At 48.8% G+C, this 16,717-nt stretch carries 19 protein-coding genes; 12 read left to right on the plus strand and 7 right to left on the minus strand.

Annotation, left to right across the window (positions count from 1 at the left end):
* Positions 1-221: 221 nt before the first annotated feature.
* The 3 genes from FDW94_RS06250 to FDW94_RS06260 are packed head-to-tail and all read right to left on the minus strand — an operon-like array spanning position 222 to position 2,948.
* Positions 222-1,664, minus strand: a complete 1,443-nt coding sequence (locus tag FDW94_RS06250) for a glucosyltransferase domain-containing protein (protein WP_137377308.1) — start codon at positions 1,662-1,664, stop codon at positions 222-224.
* Between the two features lies 1 nt (position 1,665).
* Positions 1,666-2,589, minus strand: a complete 924-nt coding sequence (locus tag FDW94_RS06255) for a glycosyltransferase family 2 protein (RefSeq protein ID WP_048214496.1) — start codon at positions 2,587-2,589, stop codon at positions 1,666-1,668.
* Positions 2,586-2,948 carry a GtrA family protein gene (locus FDW94_RS06260; protein ID WP_048214495.1) on the minus strand — a complete coding sequence of 121 codons (363 nt, stop codon included), beginning with the start codon at positions 2,946-2,948 and terminating at the stop codon, positions 2,586-2,588. The genes FDW94_RS06255 and FDW94_RS06260 overlap by 4 nt, the downstream gene beginning before the upstream one ends.
* A 212-nt stretch (positions 2,949-3,160) precedes the next feature.
* Between FDW94_RS06260 and FDW94_RS06265 the strand changes: the two genes are divergently transcribed.
* The 4 genes from FDW94_RS06265 to FDW94_RS06280 all read left to right on the plus strand — a co-directional run bounded on the left by FDW94_RS06265 (position 3,161) and on the right by FDW94_RS06280 (position 6,517).
* Positions 3,161-3,520 (plus strand): YcgJ family protein, encoded by a 360-nt coding sequence (locus FDW94_RS06265; protein WP_128611778.1) that lies wholly within the window; start codon positions 3,161-3,163, stop codon positions 3,518-3,520.
* A 163-nt stretch (positions 3,521-3,683) separates the two neighbouring features.
* On the plus strand, positions 3,684-4,391 hold the full coding sequence (gene deoD, locus FDW94_RS06270; RefSeq protein ID WP_137377309.1) for a purine-nucleoside phosphorylase: 708 nt from the start codon (positions 3,684-3,686) through the stop codon (positions 4,389-4,391).
* A gap of 38 nt (positions 4,392-4,429) precedes the next feature.
* Positions 4,430-5,584 (plus strand): MFS transporter TsgA, encoded by a 1,155-nt coding sequence (gene tsgA / locus FDW94_RS06275; RefSeq protein WP_032942923.1) that lies wholly within the window; start codon positions 4,430-4,432, stop codon positions 5,582-5,584.
* A gap of 96 nt (positions 5,585-5,680) precedes the next feature.
* On the plus strand, positions 5,681-6,517 hold the full coding sequence (locus FDW94_RS06280; protein ID WP_008784309.1) for an outer membrane protein OmpK: 837 nt from the start codon (positions 5,681-5,683) through the stop codon (positions 6,515-6,517).
* A 47-nt stretch (positions 6,518-6,564) separates the two neighbouring features.
* On the opposite strand, the gene FDW94_RS06285 is transcribed toward FDW94_RS06280, so the two are convergent.
* The 4 genes from FDW94_RS06285 to dsbA all read right to left on the minus strand — a co-directional run bounded on the left by FDW94_RS06285 (position 6,565) and on the right by dsbA (position 9,415).
* Complete coding sequence (locus tag FDW94_RS06285) at positions 6,565-7,251, minus strand: Crp/Fnr family transcriptional regulator (protein WP_003832031.1); 687 nt, start codon at positions 7,249-7,251, stop codon at positions 6,565-6,567.
* A 121-nt stretch (positions 7,252-7,372) separates the two neighbouring features.
* On the minus strand, positions 7,373-7,666 hold the full coding sequence (cbpM, locus tag FDW94_RS06290; RefSeq protein WP_003832033.1) for a chaperone modulator CbpM: 294 nt from the start codon (positions 7,664-7,666) through the stop codon (positions 7,373-7,375).
* Complete coding sequence (cbpA, locus tag FDW94_RS06295; RefSeq protein WP_003832035.1) at positions 7,666-8,586, minus strand: curved DNA-binding protein; 921 nt, start codon at positions 8,584-8,586, stop codon at positions 7,666-7,668. The genes cbpM and cbpA overlap by 1 nt, the downstream gene beginning before the upstream one ends.
* 205 nt (positions 8,587-8,791) lie before the next feature.
* A complete protein-coding gene (dsbA, locus tag FDW94_RS06300) occupies positions 8,792-9,415 on the minus strand; it encodes a thiol:disulfide interchange protein DsbA (protein WP_137377310.1) in 624 nt (207 codons plus the stop codon).
* Positions 9,416-9,811: 396 nt separating this feature from the next.
* Here dsbA and FDW94_RS06305 point away from each other — a divergent pair, with 396 nt between their 5' ends.
* The 8 genes from FDW94_RS06305 (at position 9,812) to agp (ending at position 16,690) form a co-directional block, all read left to right on the plus strand.
* Entirely contained in the window at positions 9,812-10,216 is a 405-nt protein-coding gene (locus tag FDW94_RS06305; RefSeq protein WP_082196951.1) for a VOC family protein, read from the plus strand.
* A 70-nt stretch (positions 10,217-10,286) separates the two neighbouring features.
* Positions 10,287-10,649 (plus strand): copper resistance protein, encoded by a 363-nt coding sequence (locus tag FDW94_RS06310; protein ID WP_137377311.1) that lies wholly within the window; start codon positions 10,287-10,289, stop codon positions 10,647-10,649.
* A 48-nt stretch (positions 10,650-10,697) separates the two neighbouring features.
* Positions 10,698-12,578, plus strand: coding sequence for a protein-disulfide reductase DsbD domain-containing protein (locus tag FDW94_RS06315; RefSeq protein WP_137377312.1), 1,881 nt, complete (start codon positions 10,698-10,700; stop codon positions 12,576-12,578).
* Positions 12,575-13,198, plus strand: coding sequence for a DsbA family protein (locus FDW94_RS06320; RefSeq protein ID WP_008784317.1), 624 nt, complete (start codon positions 12,575-12,577; stop codon positions 13,196-13,198). Before FDW94_RS06315 ends, FDW94_RS06320 begins: the two co-directional genes overlap by 4 nt.
* Positions 13,188-13,694 carry a protein disulfide oxidoreductase gene (locus FDW94_RS06325; protein WP_032942930.1) on the plus strand — a complete coding sequence of 169 codons (507 nt, stop codon included), beginning with the start codon at positions 13,188-13,190 and terminating at the stop codon, positions 13,692-13,694. The genes FDW94_RS06320 and FDW94_RS06325 overlap by 11 nt, the downstream gene beginning before the upstream one ends.
* Before the next feature lie 134 nt (positions 13,695-13,828).
* Entirely contained in the window at positions 13,829-14,584 is a 756-nt protein-coding gene (locus tag FDW94_RS06330; RefSeq protein WP_048214487.1) for a sulfite exporter TauE/SafE family protein, read from the plus strand.
* A 69-nt stretch (positions 14,585-14,653) separates the two neighbouring features.
* Complete coding sequence (locus FDW94_RS06335; protein WP_125363224.1) at positions 14,654-15,361, plus strand: winged helix-turn-helix domain-containing protein; 708 nt, start codon at positions 14,654-14,656, stop codon at positions 15,359-15,361.
* A gap of 87 nt (positions 15,362-15,448) precedes the next feature.
* Positions 15,449-16,690, plus strand: a complete 1,242-nt coding sequence (gene agp, locus FDW94_RS06340) for a bifunctional glucose-1-phosphatase/inositol phosphatase (RefSeq protein WP_137377313.1) — start codon at positions 15,449-15,451, stop codon at positions 16,688-16,690.
* Positions 16,691-16,717 lie beyond the last annotated feature (27 nt).

Here is a 16,717-nt window from a genome sequence, read left to right on the forward strand (position 1 = left end):
TTTGAGAAAGATTTAAAACATGGTGTCGTGAATGTCAGTGTTACTGTTGCGCATTACATGCTCTATATTTGGCAAGTAAACTGAATAACGTAAGCAGGCATCATATTCTCCAGCCCAGCCTGAGTGAGCTATGGTAATCCCTGATATCACTTGAAATGACTGGTGTAGACTCTTCTTCAAAAACGAAGCCCTCCACATTTAGGTGTGAGGGCTTGTAATCGTTAATTGTTAAATTTACCTAAGTAGACTATAGCGGTGTTATCTGAGATGAATAATGAATAATATTCATTAGATGATACAGGTTTAATTCCTTTGTTAATCATATCTGCAAATTGATTTTTGCTTTCATTCACATCAGTATAACCATGTCGTGTTTGTGTTAATCCTTTATTGATCAATTGAAAGGACGCTAAGAATTCAGTGGCTGGGAAAACGAAGTAACCTATGAGCGGTTTGCTCTCTACTATTAACTTTGCTCTTTCATTTATATTTAATTGACCTACAGTACCAATAGATACGATGTTTTTATGATTGGCGATATCTTGCGCAATCATGTTAAAAACAAAATCTTCGTATTCTTGTTGTGATTTCATTGTGTTGCTTAGTTGAGCACTAAAAGCAAGTGAAGCAATAACCGGTATCAATGCTGCATATTTAAAGCGTGGAGCAAAATGCATAATGGGTATAGCAATTATAACCAATATAACTGAAAATGATACTAAGGTACGAGGGAGTACCGGTGCATCCTGAAGTAATATAGTTGGCCCCATAAGAGATATAATGAATATTAAAAAAGACAATCCACTATACAAAATAAAGGATACTATACTCCCTATATTTGTGCGATAAGAAATGAGCATAAACACCAGGCTAATTAGTATCGGAATAGCAAAGTAAATGTAAACAGGGTGGTAAAAATATGAAAGGGTTATTGCTTTTAAAGAGGTTAATGTTCCGATTAGGTGCTCAAATCCTCCCTTATCCAAAGATATTAACTCTGAGCGCGAGTTGTGTTTTGGAGAGAAGAAAATCATGTAGATAAGATAAAATGAGATAAATAAAATTGTTTTTTTAAATAAAAATATTACCGATTCTTTGATATGTGCCTGTTTTTTTATTGCGATAATTATTACGTCAACAGCCAGCAAACCGATGAAAATATTTGCACACGGTTGATACAATGTTAAGGATAATACACCCGCTATCAACTTTATTGCTATCTCTAGTGTCAAGTTTTTATTTTGATATGTATATGCCACTACAGCCACGAAAAAGGAAATAGACATTCCCAGACTATCATATCTATAAGCGATATTTTGCAGGATAAATGGGTTGAATATTAAAAGTGCGGCAACCATTTTAGCGTTAGGTACATCTGATTTAATCAAATGTTTACTAAGTGCAAGTGAAGATGCTCCTAAGAGAATGCAGGACGCGATCATGGTATAAGGAAATAAATCAAGATTGTAGTGGCCACTTGCAGAAAAAATTCTTGCTATAACATCCGCAAAAGGTCGACCTAAACCTCGCCAGCCGTAGTTTCCAGTGATCGATCTGTCTAAATCATCTCTATAATATATTCCAGCTTGAATTAAAGGGTAAATAAATAGGAGAGCCAGTCCTGAATAAATAAAAAATAATTTTTTATCGAATTTAGAAAACATGTTAAATCCCATCTTGTTTTTTAACTATGTAGCGCGGTCTTTGTTTGGTTTCAATATATATTCTACCTATGTACTCCCCGAGTACACCGATTCCAATTAACTGAATACCGCCCAGGAAAAGAATTGAAACAATAATAGATGGATATCCCGCTACCGGATTGCCCCAAAATATTTTGTCTATAATCATCCATGCGCCGAATAAGAAGGATAAAGTGGCGACAAAAAAACCAATGTAAGTCCAAATTCGGAGTGGGAACGTTGAAAAGCTGGTAATACCTTCGAGTGCGAGATTCCACAATTTCCAGCCATTAAACTTTGATTTACCAGCTATACGGCCTGCTCGAGTGTACTCCACTACGTCAGTACGACCTCCAACCCAGCTAAGAACACCCTTCATAAAGAGATTACGTTCCGGCATGAGTTTGATATTTTCTACGACATCGCGGGACATGAGTCTGAAGTCACCAACGTTCTCTTCGATCTTCGGGTCGCTTATTTTATTGTGCAATTTATAGAACCATTCAGCGGTTTTTCGCTTAAGTTTTCCATCTGTAGAACGGTCCGCACGCTTTGCCAGTACAATATCTGCACCCGATAACCATTTATTTATCATCAATGGAATTGTTTCAATTGGATCCTGTAGGTCGACATCGATTGGGATAACGGCTTCGCCAGTGGAACATTCCAGTCCTGCAAATATGGCGGCTTCTTTTCCAAAATTACGTGTGAATGAAACGGGAACAACGAGCGAATCAGATAAGGCAAGGGCATTAATAATTGATTCTGTAGCATCTTTGCTACCGTCGTTGATAAACACAATTTCAACATCGTACTTTTTTAGTTCTTCGTATCCTCGCACCGTCTTGTAGAAAATAGGTATTGTATCTTCTTCATTGAAGACTGGCACTATCAGAGAAATTTTCATTTCGGATCCCTAAAAACAACAAATTTAGAGTATACAAACCCACATACTAAGCTGATTGAGGAGAACTCAATCAGCGTTATGAGTGGGGAAATGTTAAAGCGATCGGAAATCTGACCGGAGATGAAACTCAACAACCCCATAAAACCAACAAACAGTATGTATCCTCTGCTGGTGGCTTTTGCATTGAAGGTGAATTTTGCGTTAGCAAAAAATGAAAATGTTACAGCGCATAAGAATGCCACTACATTGCTCACAGCTTGGTCATTTTTCATGATGTACACCATGATGCCGAACACGGCCCAATGCAATGCCGTGTTTACGATTCCGACAGAAATGTAGCGAGAAAGTAGTTTTATCATGATTAAAAATGCTGAACAGGAAGAAAGGGAGTTTAACATTGATGTAAAACCAGATCGACATGTTGACGCCAGTCAGCGCAGTAAGCAGAGTCATTTGGGGATGATTAAGGGGTTGTTAATGCCACAGCCACGTTATCTGTAAAAATAGGTCGCCGAAAGCCCCCGCTTTTTGCTTTATACTTTTGGCGCAAGTCAGCTGATATAAGGAGATTATGATGATAAAAGTTGGCACCTTGCTGGCGCTAAGCATTCTGTCATTGTCGGCGTACGCAGCAACGACTGGGCTAAACAGTCCAGCGCCGGGCGTATTGTGCGATAAAACCATCTGTGCCGATGAACACGGTTTGTCGGTGGCGTTGACCTCGAAATATCTTGGCAAGCAGCAGGGCGAAAAACTGGCAGCTGCCGGACAGTTCGATACCTCGGCTTTTACATTCCGCGGTGGCCTGTTTTGTGACACCAACGAACGTTTGTGTCGGGATGACCGCTATTTCGGCACCGACGGTAAGCGCAGCGGTAAAATAAACACCCATTACACCGCGTTACTGTTCGGAAAGGTCGACAAGCCCTGACAATCTCTGACGTGTCCCCAGCCTGTATTGCGGGGGGCACTACAACACTAACTCTCAAAAATGAGAGGCCGATCCTCTGAGCAGGACTTTTGTCCTCAATCACCTCACAAACGTCTGGTTACAATCCCTGCATATCTTCAATACCCATAATTCAGGAATTGTTATGACTGCACATATTAATGCCAAGCCAGGTGATTTTGCGCCAACCGTTATTATGCCGGGCGATCCGCTCCGCGCTAAATTTATTGCCGAAAATTATCTAATGGATTACCGCGAAGTCACCAATGTACGTAATATGCTGGGTTATACCGGTTTATATTTTGGGCAAACTGTTTCGGTGATGGGACATGGAATGGGCATTCCTTCAATGACGCTTTATGCCCATGAATTGGTACATGATTTTGGTGTGCAAAGAATTATACGCGTCGGCAGTTTAGGGGCAACACAACATCATGTCAAAATGCGCGATATTATCCTGGCCGTCGCCGCCGGAACGGATTCAGTCACAAATTTAAAACGTAGCGCAGGCTATGCGATGGCAACATCCGCCTATTTCCCATTATTGCAGCAGGCGTGGACGCTGGCACAGAAGGCCGGTATCGATATTAAAGTCGGCAATGTTTTCAGCGGCGATCTTTATTACGATCCTGACGAAAATTTAATACCGGCACTGGAAAAATTCGGTGTGCTCGGTGTGGATATGGAAGTAGCAGGCTTATACGCTTTAGCGCATCAGTTTAATATTGAAGCGCTGGCTATTTTAACTGTCTCCGATCATTGCCTGACCGGAGAAGAAACAACCGCAGAAGAACGACAATTGACCTTTAACAACATGATTGAGCTGGCGCTAAATACTGCTGTTACCGCTTAGTTCCGGCTTTTAATTGAACCAATCAGAGATGGCATTATATGAAGAATAAAATAGCACTTACGCTGATTAGTTTTCTGGCAAATTTTATTATGGCAGGGTTTGCCAGTCAGTTCGGTATGCTAATCGAACCGATTGCAGTACGCTACGGTGCCGATGTGAATACCGTTGCTTCGATATTTTCGTTGCTCAATGGTGGAGCATTAGCCGGCACTATCGCCGCCTTTTTCCTGATTGAGAAAATCGGTGTGAAGCGTATGACGCTCATTATCTATTCGATAGTGTTCCTTTGCGCTCTGGTAATGCATTTAAGCCCTGGCTTATGGCCAGTGATGGTCGCCATGACCCTGGTGGGTTTTTGCGGAGGGATCGGTCTGTGCGTGGCGGGAACGATTGTGGTATCGGTCTGGCAGGATCGTATTCAAAGTACGATGCTGGTGGTGCAGGACGCCACTTTCAACGTTGCGGGCGTGGTTTTTCCGCTGATCACGACCTTCGCCCTGACGCACAATATGTCGTGGAGTTACAGCTATCTAAGCGTGGGTATGGTGGCCTTACTCACGCTGGGCGTTGTGGCGCTCACCCGCTTTACTGCCTGCGAGACGGCGCCCACGGCAGATCGGACAGATAAGGTAAAATCGGAGTGGAATCCAGGGATCATCAGCGGAGGCATTGGCCTGTTCTTAGGAATGCTGGCGCTGTACACCTTCCTGACCTGGGCACCATTATTTGTGAAGAACAAATTTGGCATTCCCTTTGAAGAAGCAGGAAATATTATTACGCAATACTGGGGCGCTGCGCTGGTCGGGGCATTAGTATCAACCGTCATTGTTTCTCGGGTGAAGATACATTATTTCCTGCTAAGTATTATTCTGCTGGCTAGCATTATTACCACAATTATCGTCACGAAGGATAATATCTCCGGGCTTGATTATCTGGCATACAGTTACGGGTTTGTCTGTGCTGCGCTGTATAACTCATTTATTGCCTACGGTGTTTCTTTCGTGAAGCGTGCGAGCAGTCAGAACGTTTCTTATATTTTAATTAGCGGCAGTGCCGGGGCCATGTTTAGTCCGGCGATCAGCGCGCTCATGGAAAAAACAATGGGATTGCAGAAAATTATGTACGCGATACCGGTGTTGTATTTAATTATCTTTGTCATGTTGATGGTGACATTAAAACTCAAACGTAATTAAAAGCACTGATAACACTTACCTCTTTAATTAAATAGCCAGTCGCCACACCATTTATATGGTGGGGCGATACTCAACCTTACTCAAAGGAATTGAAAAATGCTGAAGAACAATAAGTTAATGATTAAAAAAACAATCCTGGGTGCAGTAGTGGCAATGAGCTGTATGCAAGCATTCGCGGCTGACTATACTGATGGCAACATCCGTAAAAATGATTTTAACTGGATGCAGATGAACTTAATGCAAAGTGTGGACGCGAAAGTGCCATATGGTATTCGCAATGACACCTATCTGGAACTGGAGTTTGGTGCACGCTCTGGCATTATCGATCTGTACGGTTATGTGGATTTTTTTGATATTTTGGATCGCGAGCAGGACGATCGTCACGGCGGTGATAACTTCTTTGCCAAGATATCTCCGCGTTTTTCCCTGGACGCCATTTTTAATAAAGATTTATCCGTTGGGCCGTTTAACGAATTCTATATTGCAACGGTAAATAACATTGGCGACCGGGAATTATTTGAACATTACGTTGGCCTGGGTACAGATGTGAAGGTCCCGTGGTTTGGTCTGGTGGGAATGAACATCTATGCGCATTATGTTCGTGAAAACTACGGTGCGGATAACGAAGGAAAGTGGGATGGCTATATGTTCTCGACTAACTGGTCGACGCCATTCTATACCTTTGCCAACGGCAGTTATCTGAACTATCAGGGGTACTTTGACTACCAGTTCGCCGCGAATAAGATTGCTAATCAACCGTTATACAGCAATAACGCGATTGAATGGTATAACGGTATCTACTGGCATTCAGAGCATTATGCAGTCGGTTATGGCCTGAAGTATTTCCGTAACATGGCATTGATGGAAAACCACGGCGGAGCAGGGCGTACCACCGGGCTCGGTCACTATTTCAGCCTCACCTATAAGTTCTGATTGCGCCAAAATGACACACCGATGCTCTGTTAACGAGCGTTGGTGTGTCAATCAATGATGTCATTGCCGAGAAATTTACGCAGCCCATCCAGATCCTTAATTTCCAGTCCTTGCTTCGTTCGCGTTACCAGCCCGGCATCCGTCAGCGCTTTAACCGCCCGCCGATAGACCCGGTCGGTTGTGCCGAATCGCTCAGCTTCCTGGTATTTTTTATGGAAACCATCCATCGGCTGCTTGTTCTGATGCTGGCGATACAGGTCATACGCCACGTTATGTACGATAGGGTAGAGCATCCGGTGCAGGAAGATTTCCAGCATATCCTGATAATCAATCGCCATTGCACTGGCAAAAAATATCGCCAGTCTGGGGTGCTGATTCAGCGCTTCTTCCAGACGGTCACAGCTGCACACCGCTACGGTCAGTGGTTCTTCCGCGACGATATCAAGCTGGCAGCGATACCCGGTAAAAAACTCCATTTCACCAAACAGCTGCTCGTCGCATTCCATGGCGCCCAACTGGAATCGGCGACCATTCTCCGCGCTGTAACGCAGCGAAATTCTTCCGGATTGCACCATGATCAGTCGATCGACAACCTGTCCCTGGCGGTATAGATACTCATCTTCCTGGATAATCTGCGTTTCAGAGAGCAGTTCCTGAAATATCTTCTCAATCAAGGCATCATCCTGCTGCCAGATGTTGTGAAAACGACCTTTCGTGAGGGGTTTAAGCTGCATGACTCAACGTCTTATTGTTTAAGATAATTCTTATATCAGACTGTATGCCATCTGCTGGGCAATGTCATTAAGAGCGCGGGGCGGATAATAAAAGGACCAGCACCATGCTGGTCCTGACATACTAAGGATGGCTGATAAAGCGAGACAGGCGCTGGCGCAGCAGGCGGTTTTCCTGGCGTAACTGAGCGTTCTCCTCCAGCAACGTCAGCGCAACGGCAATCCCTGGCCAGTCAAGTTCCAGCTCCTGGCGCAGACGCACCGCGCGACGCATTACTGTCAGCGCATGATCGTCAAACGTCTCGTCTTCATGGGGTTCTATCACCCCTAAGCCGACAATCTCATGCAGTTCCTCTTCTGACACACCGGTGTACAGACAAAATTCGGTAATGGTAAAAGTGACGGTAACGTTAGCCATTATGCTTTCCCCCACTCTTTGCGCGGATCAAAGGTCTTTTGTGCATCCGCCAGCTGTTGCCACAGGGCGGCACTGGCGTCGTCAGGTTTCGGTGGCATGACGATCTTGATCACCGCATACAAATCGCCGGTATGTTTTTTACTTACCAGACCCTTGCCCTTAATGCGGAGTCGCTGGCCGGCCTGGCTGCCTGCAGGAATGGTCAGCAGGATGCTCTCTTTCAACGTCGGAACGGTTACTTTCGCACCCAGCGCAGCTTCCCACGGCGCGAGGGGAACGACAACTTCCAGATCCTGATTAACAATATCGAACAGCGGATGCGGCGCAATATGAATCACCAGCCACAAATCACCGTTCGGCCCACCGTTTTCGCCGGGGGTGCCCTGGCCTTTCAGACGGATACGCTGACCGTTACCGACGCCAGCCGGAATTTTCACATTCAGCGTTTTAGGAATTTCTCGTTCTACCATGCCAAACGCATTATAGACTGGCAGGTTGTAACTGATAGTGCGGCTATGCTCAGTAAGCGTTTCTTCGAGGAATACGGCAACTTCAATTTCAATGTCGTGCCCGCGGCTGGCAGGGCGCTGGCGCGACTGGTGCGCACGCTGGCCAAAAATGGAGGAGAAGATATCGTCGAAATCTTCGGCGCTGTAGCTTTGATTCTCTCCTTGCTGGAATTGACGGCTGAACTGTGGGTCGTTACGGTGCTGCCACAGCTGGTCGTACTCGGCGCGTCGCTGCTCATCACTCAATACTTCCCAGGCTTCTGCAACCTCTTTAAACCGGGCCTCCGCGTCAGTCTCTTTGCTGACATCAGGATGATATTTACGGGCGAGTCGACGATAGGCGGTCTTGATTGTCTTGAGATCGTCTGTCGGTTTCACGCCCATAATGGCGTAATAATCCTTTAATTCCATAGCGTTCTCTCGTGTAAATCAACACTTGCAGAAGGTGAACCCTGACAACAGGTATCACCGCTAAGTTTAGGGTAATCCTGATAACGGCGAATGCCAACCGGGAAGGGAGGATATTGCGATAAACGATGCAGGCATTGCACCACCAACAGCGCAGTTGAGGTTACGGCATCTGTTGTGTGGTGCGAAAAATGAGATTAGCTAAAAATCAGGATTTGCTTATCAGGAAGCGGACCGTATCAGCATAGTTTTGCACGAATGCATTAAGGTCATCTGACTTCAGTCCTTTTGGATTGATCATATATTTTCCGTTGATAAAAATGGCGGGCACACCGGTTAGATCAGCTGCCTTCGCCATTTCTTGCTGCTTAGCGGTCAGTGATTTCACGGCAAAGCTATTCCATGCCGCATCATAATCACTGGCGCTGACGCCCGCGCTGATAAATACGTTACGAATATCGTCCGCTGTTTTAACGGTTTGTTTTTTCTGAACGGCATCAAAAAGCAACGGCTTAACTTTATCTTGTACGTTCAACAGCATGGCGACGGACCAGGCGTGGGTCATGTCTTGCCCCAGCGGACCTAAAAAGTCGACGTGGTACTCGGTGAGTTTGACATCTGCCGGCAATACTTTTTTCACGTTATCAGTGATTTCAAAAACTTCATCGTACTGATAACAGGAAGGGCAATAGAATGAGAAAAACTTCAGTGCGGCTGGAGCGGAAGCGACAGGCTTTTCCAGTGAGATATACTCTTTGCCGTCGGTAAATGATGCTGCCTGAGCGCTAACTGTAAAAAGTAACCCAATCAGGGGTAATAAATATTTTTTCATTTCCATATACTCTAAATAACATTTAATAAACAAATTATCTGCTAATGAATACGTTATTCATTGCGTCTGAATATAATAAGGAAATTCTCTGGAAATGCGCTGACCCTTACTTTCATTTACGCATCAGTACGTGGTGGGCATTATCTGTGTGCTGTCATGGAAATATCTTTCGGCATTCTTCGTAAATAGTGAATGATAACTTGGGTGATATTTTCAGGGGTGTTTTTAGCAATGTTATAGTGTAATAAATAAAGGCGGGAATATGATTAATTATCATTTCGTTTTTAAAGCGTGAATTGCAGGTTGTTGCGTTAAGTTCTGCAAATAACTCCGTAGATTTTCTTTTTCTTGTCGCGCGTGAATGAATAGGGTAAGTGTCAGAGATGAGCAACCCAAATGGATATCGCTATGATCGACCACCTGGATCACCTGGTACTAACCACCAATCATGAAGAGGCTTGCGTACGTTTCTATGTCGAGCTTTTAGGCATGAGGCTGGAAACCTTCGCGCAAGGTCGGAAAGCCTTCGTCTTTGGCAATCAGAAAATCAATCTCCACATTCGGGGAAAAGAGTTTGAACCCAAAGCCTACGCGCCAACGCCGGGGGCGCTGGATTTATGTTTAATCACCACGCGTACGCTGGAAGAGGTGATGGAGACGTTTCAAACCCACGGGGTCGAGATTATTGAAGGGCCCGTTGCACGTACCGGTGCGACAGGACCTATTCGCTCGGTGTATGTCAGGGATCCCGATCTCAATCTGATTGAAATCGCGGTATATCCAGCAGATGGCAGGACATAACTTTACAGCGTAAAGGTTGCCAAAACCTGGCGAGTGGTTAAGATAACTCGCATCAATGAGTGAGGGTATAATGGCGAAACGTCAACGGATGGGATGGTGGTTCCTCTGTCTGGCATGTGTTGTGGTGATGGTTTGCACCGCACAACGCATGGCGGGCCTGCACGCGTTGCAGATGGATACCGCCGTTACAAGCGTTGTCGCCAGCGCACAAGTGCAGACCGATGAGGCCTCACCCGTTACCCCTTGTGAACTGAGTGCGAAATCATTACTGGCTGCGCCACCCGTATTGTTTGAAGGTGCTATTCTGGTGCTGTGCCTGCTGCTGTCGTTGCTGACGCCAGTGCGGGCGTTTCGTCTACCTTTTTTCCCACCGCGAGCCATCTCGCCGCCCACTCTCCGGGTGCATCTCCGATTTTGCGTCTTCCGTGAATGACAGAACAGCCGTTGCTGACTGTTAGATAATTATTCACGGAGAAAAACTATGATGACTGTTTTCAGACAGGCGCTGCTCTGTCTGTTATTGCTATGGCTGCCCGTATCCTGGGCGGCTGAACCCGGCTGGCTGCGTTCACCCGGTAACGATCACGCCAGCGTGCGGTTACGCGCTGATACGTCCGCAGGCGGAGAAACCCGTCTGTTGCTGGATGTCAAACTGGAGGACGGCTGGAAAACCTACTGGCGTTCTCCGGGCGAGGGAGGCGTTGCACCTGCTATCGCCTGGAAAGGGGAAATGCCCGCGGTCGACTGGTTCTGGCCAACCCCTGCTCGTTTTGAGGTCGCCAATATCACTACTCAGGGGTATCACGATAAGGTGACGTTCCCGATGGTGGTGCGCGGTAGAGCGCCCGCCACGCTCAGCGGCGTTTTGACGCTATCCACCTGTAGCAACGTTTGCCTGTTGACGGATTTTCCTTTTTCCGTGATGCCCACAGCCCAGGACCCGACTTTTGCACATGACTATGCTCAGGCGATGGGACAGATCCCACTTGCCAGCGGCCTGACCGATGCTCTGAGCGCAGGCGCACGGGCGGGAGAGTTAGTCGTCGAGGCACGCCGTGCGGGAGGCTGGACTGAACCAGGGCTGTATCTGGATGCTGTTGATGATGCGGATTTTGGCATGCCGCAAATTCATGTTGAGGGGGAGACGTTACGCGCCACGGTACCCGTTCATGACGGTTGGGGAGAAGGCGCGCCGGATCTGCGTGGTAAGTCAGTCACGCTGGTGCTGGCAGATAACGGTGTTGCCCAGGAGAGTCGTCTTGCGATTGGCGAAGCCCCGGTTGTTGAGAACGCCTCACTCCCACTGTGGCAAGTGGTGCTCATGGCACTGCTGGGTGGTTTGATCCTCAATCTGATGCCTTGTGTGTTACCGGTTCTGGGCATGAAGCTGGGCTCTATTTTGCTGGTCGAGGAAAAAAGTCGTCGCCAGATCCGTCGTCAGTTCCTCGCATCGGTAGCCGGAATACTGGTCTCGTTTATGGCACTGGCGCTATTGATGACGGTGCTGCGTTTAACCAATCAGGCCCTTGGCTGGGGGATCCAGTTTCAGAATCCGTGGTTCATTGGCGTCATGGTGCTAGTGATGCTGACGTTCAGCGCCAGCCTGTTCGGGTGGTTTGAATTCCGACTCCCTTCTGCTATGACCACCACGCTGGCGACTCACGGCGGCAACGGACTGTCGGGACATTTCTGGCAAGGTGCATTTGCGACACTGCTTGCCACGCCGTGCAGTGCCCCGTTTCTGGGAACGGCGGTGGCGGTAGCATTGACCGCTTCGCTGCCGACGTTGTGGGGATTGTTTATCGCACTTGGGCTGGGGATGAGCTTACCGTGGCTGCTGGTGGCCCTGCGTCCCGGTCTGGCGCTGCGTTTGCCGCGGCCAGGGAGGTGGATGAATATTTTGCGGCGTCTGCTTGGCGTGATGATGCTGGGTTCGGCTATCTGGCTTGCGACGTTGCTGCTCCCACACTTAGGGTTTAGCGGACAAAGTAGCGCTAAAGAAAGCGTGAACTGGCAACCGCTAAGCGAGCAGGCGATTGAGGATGCGCTGGCGCAACATAAGCGCGTGTTCATTGACGTCACAGCCGACTGGTGCATCACCTGTAAGGTAAACAAATACAACGTGTTGCATAAAGAAGACGTACAGGCCGCATTGCAACAGCCGGATGTGGTGGCGCTGCGCGGCGACTGGACACTCCCTTCTGAAGCTATTACCGAATTTCTAAAAAAACGCGGCCAGGTTGCTGTGCCGTATAACCAAATTTATGGCCCCGGTCTGCCGGATGGCCTGGCGTTACCCACGTTGTTAACCCGCGATGCGGTACTGCAAACGTTGAATGATGCCAAAGGAGTAACCCCATGAAAATGATGATTGTTCTGTTGTTAACCCTGTTTTCTGCCGTCAGTATCGCGAAAGAGCCTGCGCCGTTTACCCCGGAACAGGAAAAGCAAATTGAAGCATTAATTCAGGAAGCCTTGTTTAACGATCCCAACAGCCCGCGGATTGGCGCGAAGCAGGCGAAACTGACCCTGATAAACTTCACCGATTACAACTGCCCATACTGCAAGCAGTTGGATCCAATGCTGGAAAAAATTGTGCAGAAATACCCTGACGTGGCGGTAGTGATTAAACCGCTGCCGTTTAAAGGTGAAAGTTCGGAACTGGCGGCGCGGACCGTGCTGACGACATGGCATGAGCATCCGCAACAGTCCCTGGCATTACATGAAAAATTGATGCAGAAGAAGGGCTACCATACCGACGTCAGTATCAAACAGGCGCAGGAAAAAGCGGGGGCCAGTCCGGTGACGCTGGACGCCCAAAGTGCTGAAACGCTGAGCACTAACCTGCAACTGGCGCGACTGGTGGGGGTGCAGGGAACCCCGGCAACGATTATTGGTGATGAACTTATTCCCGGCGCGGTGCCGTGGGAAACCCTTGAGGAAGTAGTAAAAGAAAAACTGGCGGCGGCCAATGCTCAGTAAACTGCGCCGCTGGTTGCGCGAAGGGCTGATCTTACTGGCACTGTTGGCGGGGGCAATGCTCTTGATGGATGCCTGGCGCGCGCCGCATCTCCCTGCCTCCTTTGACAGCACGCCTTTACAAACACTGGATGGTGAAACCGTCACGCTGGCGGCGCTCAGCAAAGACGAGCCGGTGTTGCTTTATTTCTGGGCGAGCTGGTGCGGCGTATGCCGCTTCACGACGCCGGAAGTCGCCAGGCTGCGTTCGGAAGGGGAAAATGTGATGACCATTGCGTTACGTTCCGGAAATGAAGCTGAGGTATCTCGCTGGCTGTCGCGTAAAGGCGTGGACTTTCCGGTCATCAATGATGCGAACGGGGCCATTTCCCGCAGTTGGGCAATCAGCGTCACGCCAACGCTGGTGGTGATGTCACAAGGTCGGGTAGTATCAACCACCAGCGGCTGGACCAGCTACTGGGGCATGAAACTTCGGTTGTGGTGGGCGAAAACGTTCTGATAAATGTGCCGGGGAAACCCGGCATTTTTTATGGCGTCGCCCTCCCCAGGAAGGCATATTTCGTTGCCTGACGAAGCAAACACGGTGATTAACGTCCAGAATCAGTCATCTTCTCTTTTCCAGGAAAGTGCAACATGACGAGTTCTTTAGCGTTTGGACCCGCTCTGGTGGTGATGATTGCCGCCACATTTGTCCTCGCCGGGATGGTGAAAGGCGTTACGGGTATGGGATTACCCACCGTGGCAATGGGGATCCTCGGATCGCTTATTTCGCCAGTTGCCGCGGCGGCCATGCTGTTATTGCCTTCGCTGATAAGCAATTTGTTCCAGTTTGGCGGTGGTGGAAATACACGCCAATTACTCAAACGACTGTGGCCAATGCTGCTGACAGTAGTGGTGGCGACACTGCTTGCCAGCGCCTGGATTACCGGTGGTGACACCACCCGAACTCAGTTTGCACTCGGCGTAGCGCTGGTGGCCTACGCTATCTGGACGCTGGCGGGAAAGAAAATCGCGGTGGCCCCGCAGCGTGAAAAACCGTACTCCCTCGTTATTGGATTTGTGACCGGCTTATTGACCGGCGGAACCGGGGTGTTTGTGATGCCCGCCGTGCCCTGGATCCAGTCCCTCGGCTTTGAGAAAGATGAACTGGTGCAGGCGCTCGGGATCTCTTTTACCTTTTCGACTCTGGCATTGGCGCTGGGTCTGTGGTGGCACAACGCGCTGCCCATACAATCGTTAAGTTTGTCGGCTTTGGCCATTGTTCCTGCGCTGATTGGCCAATGGATAGGTACCCGTGTGCGAAGGGTTATTTCTCCGCTCGTGTTTAAACGCTGTTTTCTGTTTTGTCTGGTCGGGTTGGGTACAGAGATGATGCTGCGTGCTGTGTGACCGGTGCGGTGACTTTGCGCGACTTTCATGGCATCGTTAATTCAGAGATTCAGGGCCAATGAGGTCGTTATGGCATCCGTGATGTTACATGAAGAAGAGGGCGATCTGGAGTCAAAAATGGCACTCACTGCGGCAGTGATGGCCGATAAATCGCGCTCGCGTATGTTGTGCGCCCTAATGGATGGCTGCGCCTGGACTGCAACTGAGCTCAGCGCGGTGGCGGATATATCCGCGTCGACCGCCAGCGCGCATCTGGCGCGTCTGTGCGAACAACGTTTTGTTGTCGCGTTGGCGCAGGGCAGACATCGTTATTTTCGCCTTGCAGGTTCCGATATCGCTGAACTGCTGGAACGCCTGATGGGCGTTGCGTGGGCGACATCAACGCCCCGCAGAATCACTACACCGCCAGATTTGCGGCATGCCCGCACCTGCTACGACCATCTCGCCGGAGAGGTTGCGGTGAGGTTGTTCGATACGCTGGTTTCCCGTCAGTGGTTAACGCCGGATGGTGAAACGCTGACTCCACTTGGCCTGGAAAAGCTGGCACAGATGGGGATTGTCCTGGCGGCGGGCTCATCCCGGCGGAAGTTAACCTGCGGTTGTCTGGACTGGAGCGAACGACGTTATCATCCTGGTGGTGTGCTTGGCGCAACGCTGCTGCGCTGGTTCAGTGAACAGCGATGGATAAAAACCGAACAGGGCAGCCGCCATGTCATCTTCACACCTCTTGGCATTCGTAAACTCGAAACCGAGTTTGGTGTTAAAACGACACGCTAGATGGTCTGTTTTGCGAAAGCGTTCCCGGAAATATGTCATATTTCTGTCACACTCTGTTGTGATTGATAACAACAAGAGGTCGTAGGGATGAATAAATCGTTAATCGCCACAGCCGTGGCAGGGGCTGTCTTATTGTCAACCGCCGCGCAGGCGCAGACCGCGCCGGAAGGCTATCAGCTTCAGCAAGTATTGATGATGAGTCGGCATAACTTACGCGCACCTTTAGCCAATAATGGCAGCGTTCTTGAGCAGTCCACCCCCAAACAATGGCCAGAATGGGATGTCCCCGGCGGACAACTCACTACTAAAGGCGGTGTGCTGGAAATCTATATGGGCCACTACATGCGAGAGTGGCTGGCAGAGCAGGGGATGGTGAAATCGGGCGAATGCCCGGCACCGAACACGGTCTATACCTATGCTAACAGCCTGCAGCGTACGGTCGCCACGGCGCAGTTCTTTGTCACCGGTGCTTTCCCTGGTTGCGATGTTCCGGTCCATCATCAGGAAAAAATGGGCACCATGGATCCCACCTTTAACCCGGTGATCACCGATGATTCCGCCGCCTTCAGCCAGCAGGCCGTTCAGGCCATGGAGAAAGAGCGCAGCAAAATGCAGCTCAACGATAGCTATCAGTTGCTTGAGCAAATGACCGACTATAAAGACTCTCCGTCCTGCAAAGAAAAACAGCAGTGTTCCCTGACCGATGCCAAAGATACGTTTAGCGCGAAGTACCAGCAGGAGCCAGGCGTTTCGGGGCCGCTGAAGGTGGGAAATTCGCTGGTTGATGCCTTCACGCTGCAATATTACGAAGGCTTCCCGATGGACAAGGTTGCCTGGGGCGAGATTAAATCCGATCAGCAGTGGAAGGTTCTGTCGAAGCTGAAAAACGGCTATCAGGATAGCCTGTTCACCTCCCCGGAAGTGGCGCAGAACGTCGCCAAACCGCTGGTGAAATATATTGATAATGCGCTGGTTACTGAACGCGCGAAATCACCGAAAATAACCGTGCTGGTGGGGCATGATTCAAATATCGCTTCGTTGCTCACCGCGCTGGATTTTAAACCGTACCAGCTTCACGATCAGAACGAGCGTACGCCGATTGGCGGGAAGATTGTCTTCCAGCGCTGGCATGACAGCAATGCAAATCGTGATCTGATGAAAATCGAGTATGTGTATCAGAGCTCGCAGCAGTTGCGTAATGCAGACGTTCTGACGCTGAAATCCCCGGCGCAGCGCGTAACGCTGGAGCTGAAAGGATGTCCGATAGATGCGGATGGTTTTTGCCCGATAGATAAGTTCGATAGCGTGCTGAATGAGGCGGCTAAGTAAAAGAAAACTCCCCCGTGTTCGCGGGGG

Origin of the sequence: Citrobacter sp. wls757, from assembly GCF_005280935.1 — a bacterium.
GTDB lineage: Bacteria > Pseudomonadota > Gammaproteobacteria > Enterobacterales > Enterobacteriaceae > Citrobacter > Citrobacter portucalensis.

Excerpts from the sequence above, each read along its gene's own strand:
- FDW94_RS06280 (WP_008784309.1), top strand. The coding sequence starts at position 5,681 with ATGCTGAAGAACAATAAGTTAATGATTAAAAAAACAATCCTGGGTGCA.
- deoD (WP_137377309.1), top strand. The coding sequence starts at position 3,684 with ATGACTGCACATATTAATGCCAAGCCAGGTGATTTTGCGCCAACCGTT.
- FDW94_RS06335 (WP_125363224.1), top strand. The coding sequence starts at position 14,654 with ATGGCATCCGTGATGTTACATGAAGAAGAGGGCGATCTGGAGTCAAAA.
- agp (WP_137377313.1), top strand. The coding sequence starts at position 15,449 with ATGAATAAATCGTTAATCGCCACAGCCGTGGCAGGGGCTGTCTTATTG.
- FDW94_RS06315 (WP_137377312.1), top strand. The coding sequence starts at position 10,698 with ATGATGACTGTTTTCAGACAGGCGCTGCTCTGTCTGTTATTGCTATGG.
- FDW94_RS06330 (WP_048214487.1), top strand. The coding sequence starts at position 13,829 with ATGACGAGTTCTTTAGCGTTTGGACCCGCTCTGGTGGTGATGATTGCC.
- cbpM (WP_003832033.1), bottom strand. The coding sequence starts at position 7,666 with ATGGCTAACGTTACCGTCACTTTTACCATTACCGAATTTTGTCTGTAC.
- FDW94_RS06305 (WP_082196951.1), top strand. The coding sequence starts at position 9,812 with ATGGATATCGCTATGATCGACCACCTGGATCACCTGGTACTAACCACC.
- FDW94_RS06255 (WP_048214496.1), bottom strand. The coding sequence starts at position 2,589 with ATGAAAATTTCTCTGATAGTGCCAGTCTTCAATGAAGAAGATACAATA.
- cbpA (WP_003832035.1), bottom strand. The coding sequence starts at position 8,586 with ATGGAATTAAAGGATTATTACGCCATTATGGGCGTGAAACCGACAGAC.
- FDW94_RS06320 (WP_008784317.1), top strand. The coding sequence starts at position 12,575 with ATGAAAATGATGATTGTTCTGTTGTTAACCCTGTTTTCTGCCGTCAGT.
- FDW94_RS06310 (WP_137377311.1), top strand. The coding sequence starts at position 10,287 with ATGGCGAAACGTCAACGGATGGGATGGTGGTTCCTCTGTCTGGCATGT.
- FDW94_RS06265 (WP_128611778.1), top strand. The coding sequence starts at position 3,161 with ATGATGATAAAAGTTGGCACCTTGCTGGCGCTAAGCATTCTGTCATTG.
- tsgA (WP_032942923.1), top strand. The coding sequence starts at position 4,430 with ATGAAGAATAAAATAGCACTTACGCTGATTAGTTTTCTGGCAAATTTT.
- dsbA (WP_137377310.1), bottom strand. The coding sequence starts at position 9,415 with ATGAAAAAATATTTATTACCCCTGATTGGGTTACTTTTTACAGTTAGC.
- FDW94_RS06285 (WP_003832031.1), bottom strand. The coding sequence starts at position 7,251 with ATGCAGCTTAAACCCCTCACGAAAGGTCGTTTTCACAACATCTGGCAG.
- FDW94_RS06260 (WP_048214495.1), bottom strand. The coding sequence starts at position 2,948 with ATGATAAAACTACTTTCTCGCTACATTTCTGTCGGAATCGTAAACACG.
- FDW94_RS06325 (WP_032942930.1), top strand. The coding sequence starts at position 13,188 with ATGCTCAGTAAACTGCGCCGCTGGTTGCGCGAAGGGCTGATCTTACTG.
- FDW94_RS06250 (WP_137377308.1), bottom strand. The coding sequence starts at position 1,664 with ATGTTTTCTAAATTCGATAAAAAATTATTTTTTATTTATTCAGGACTG.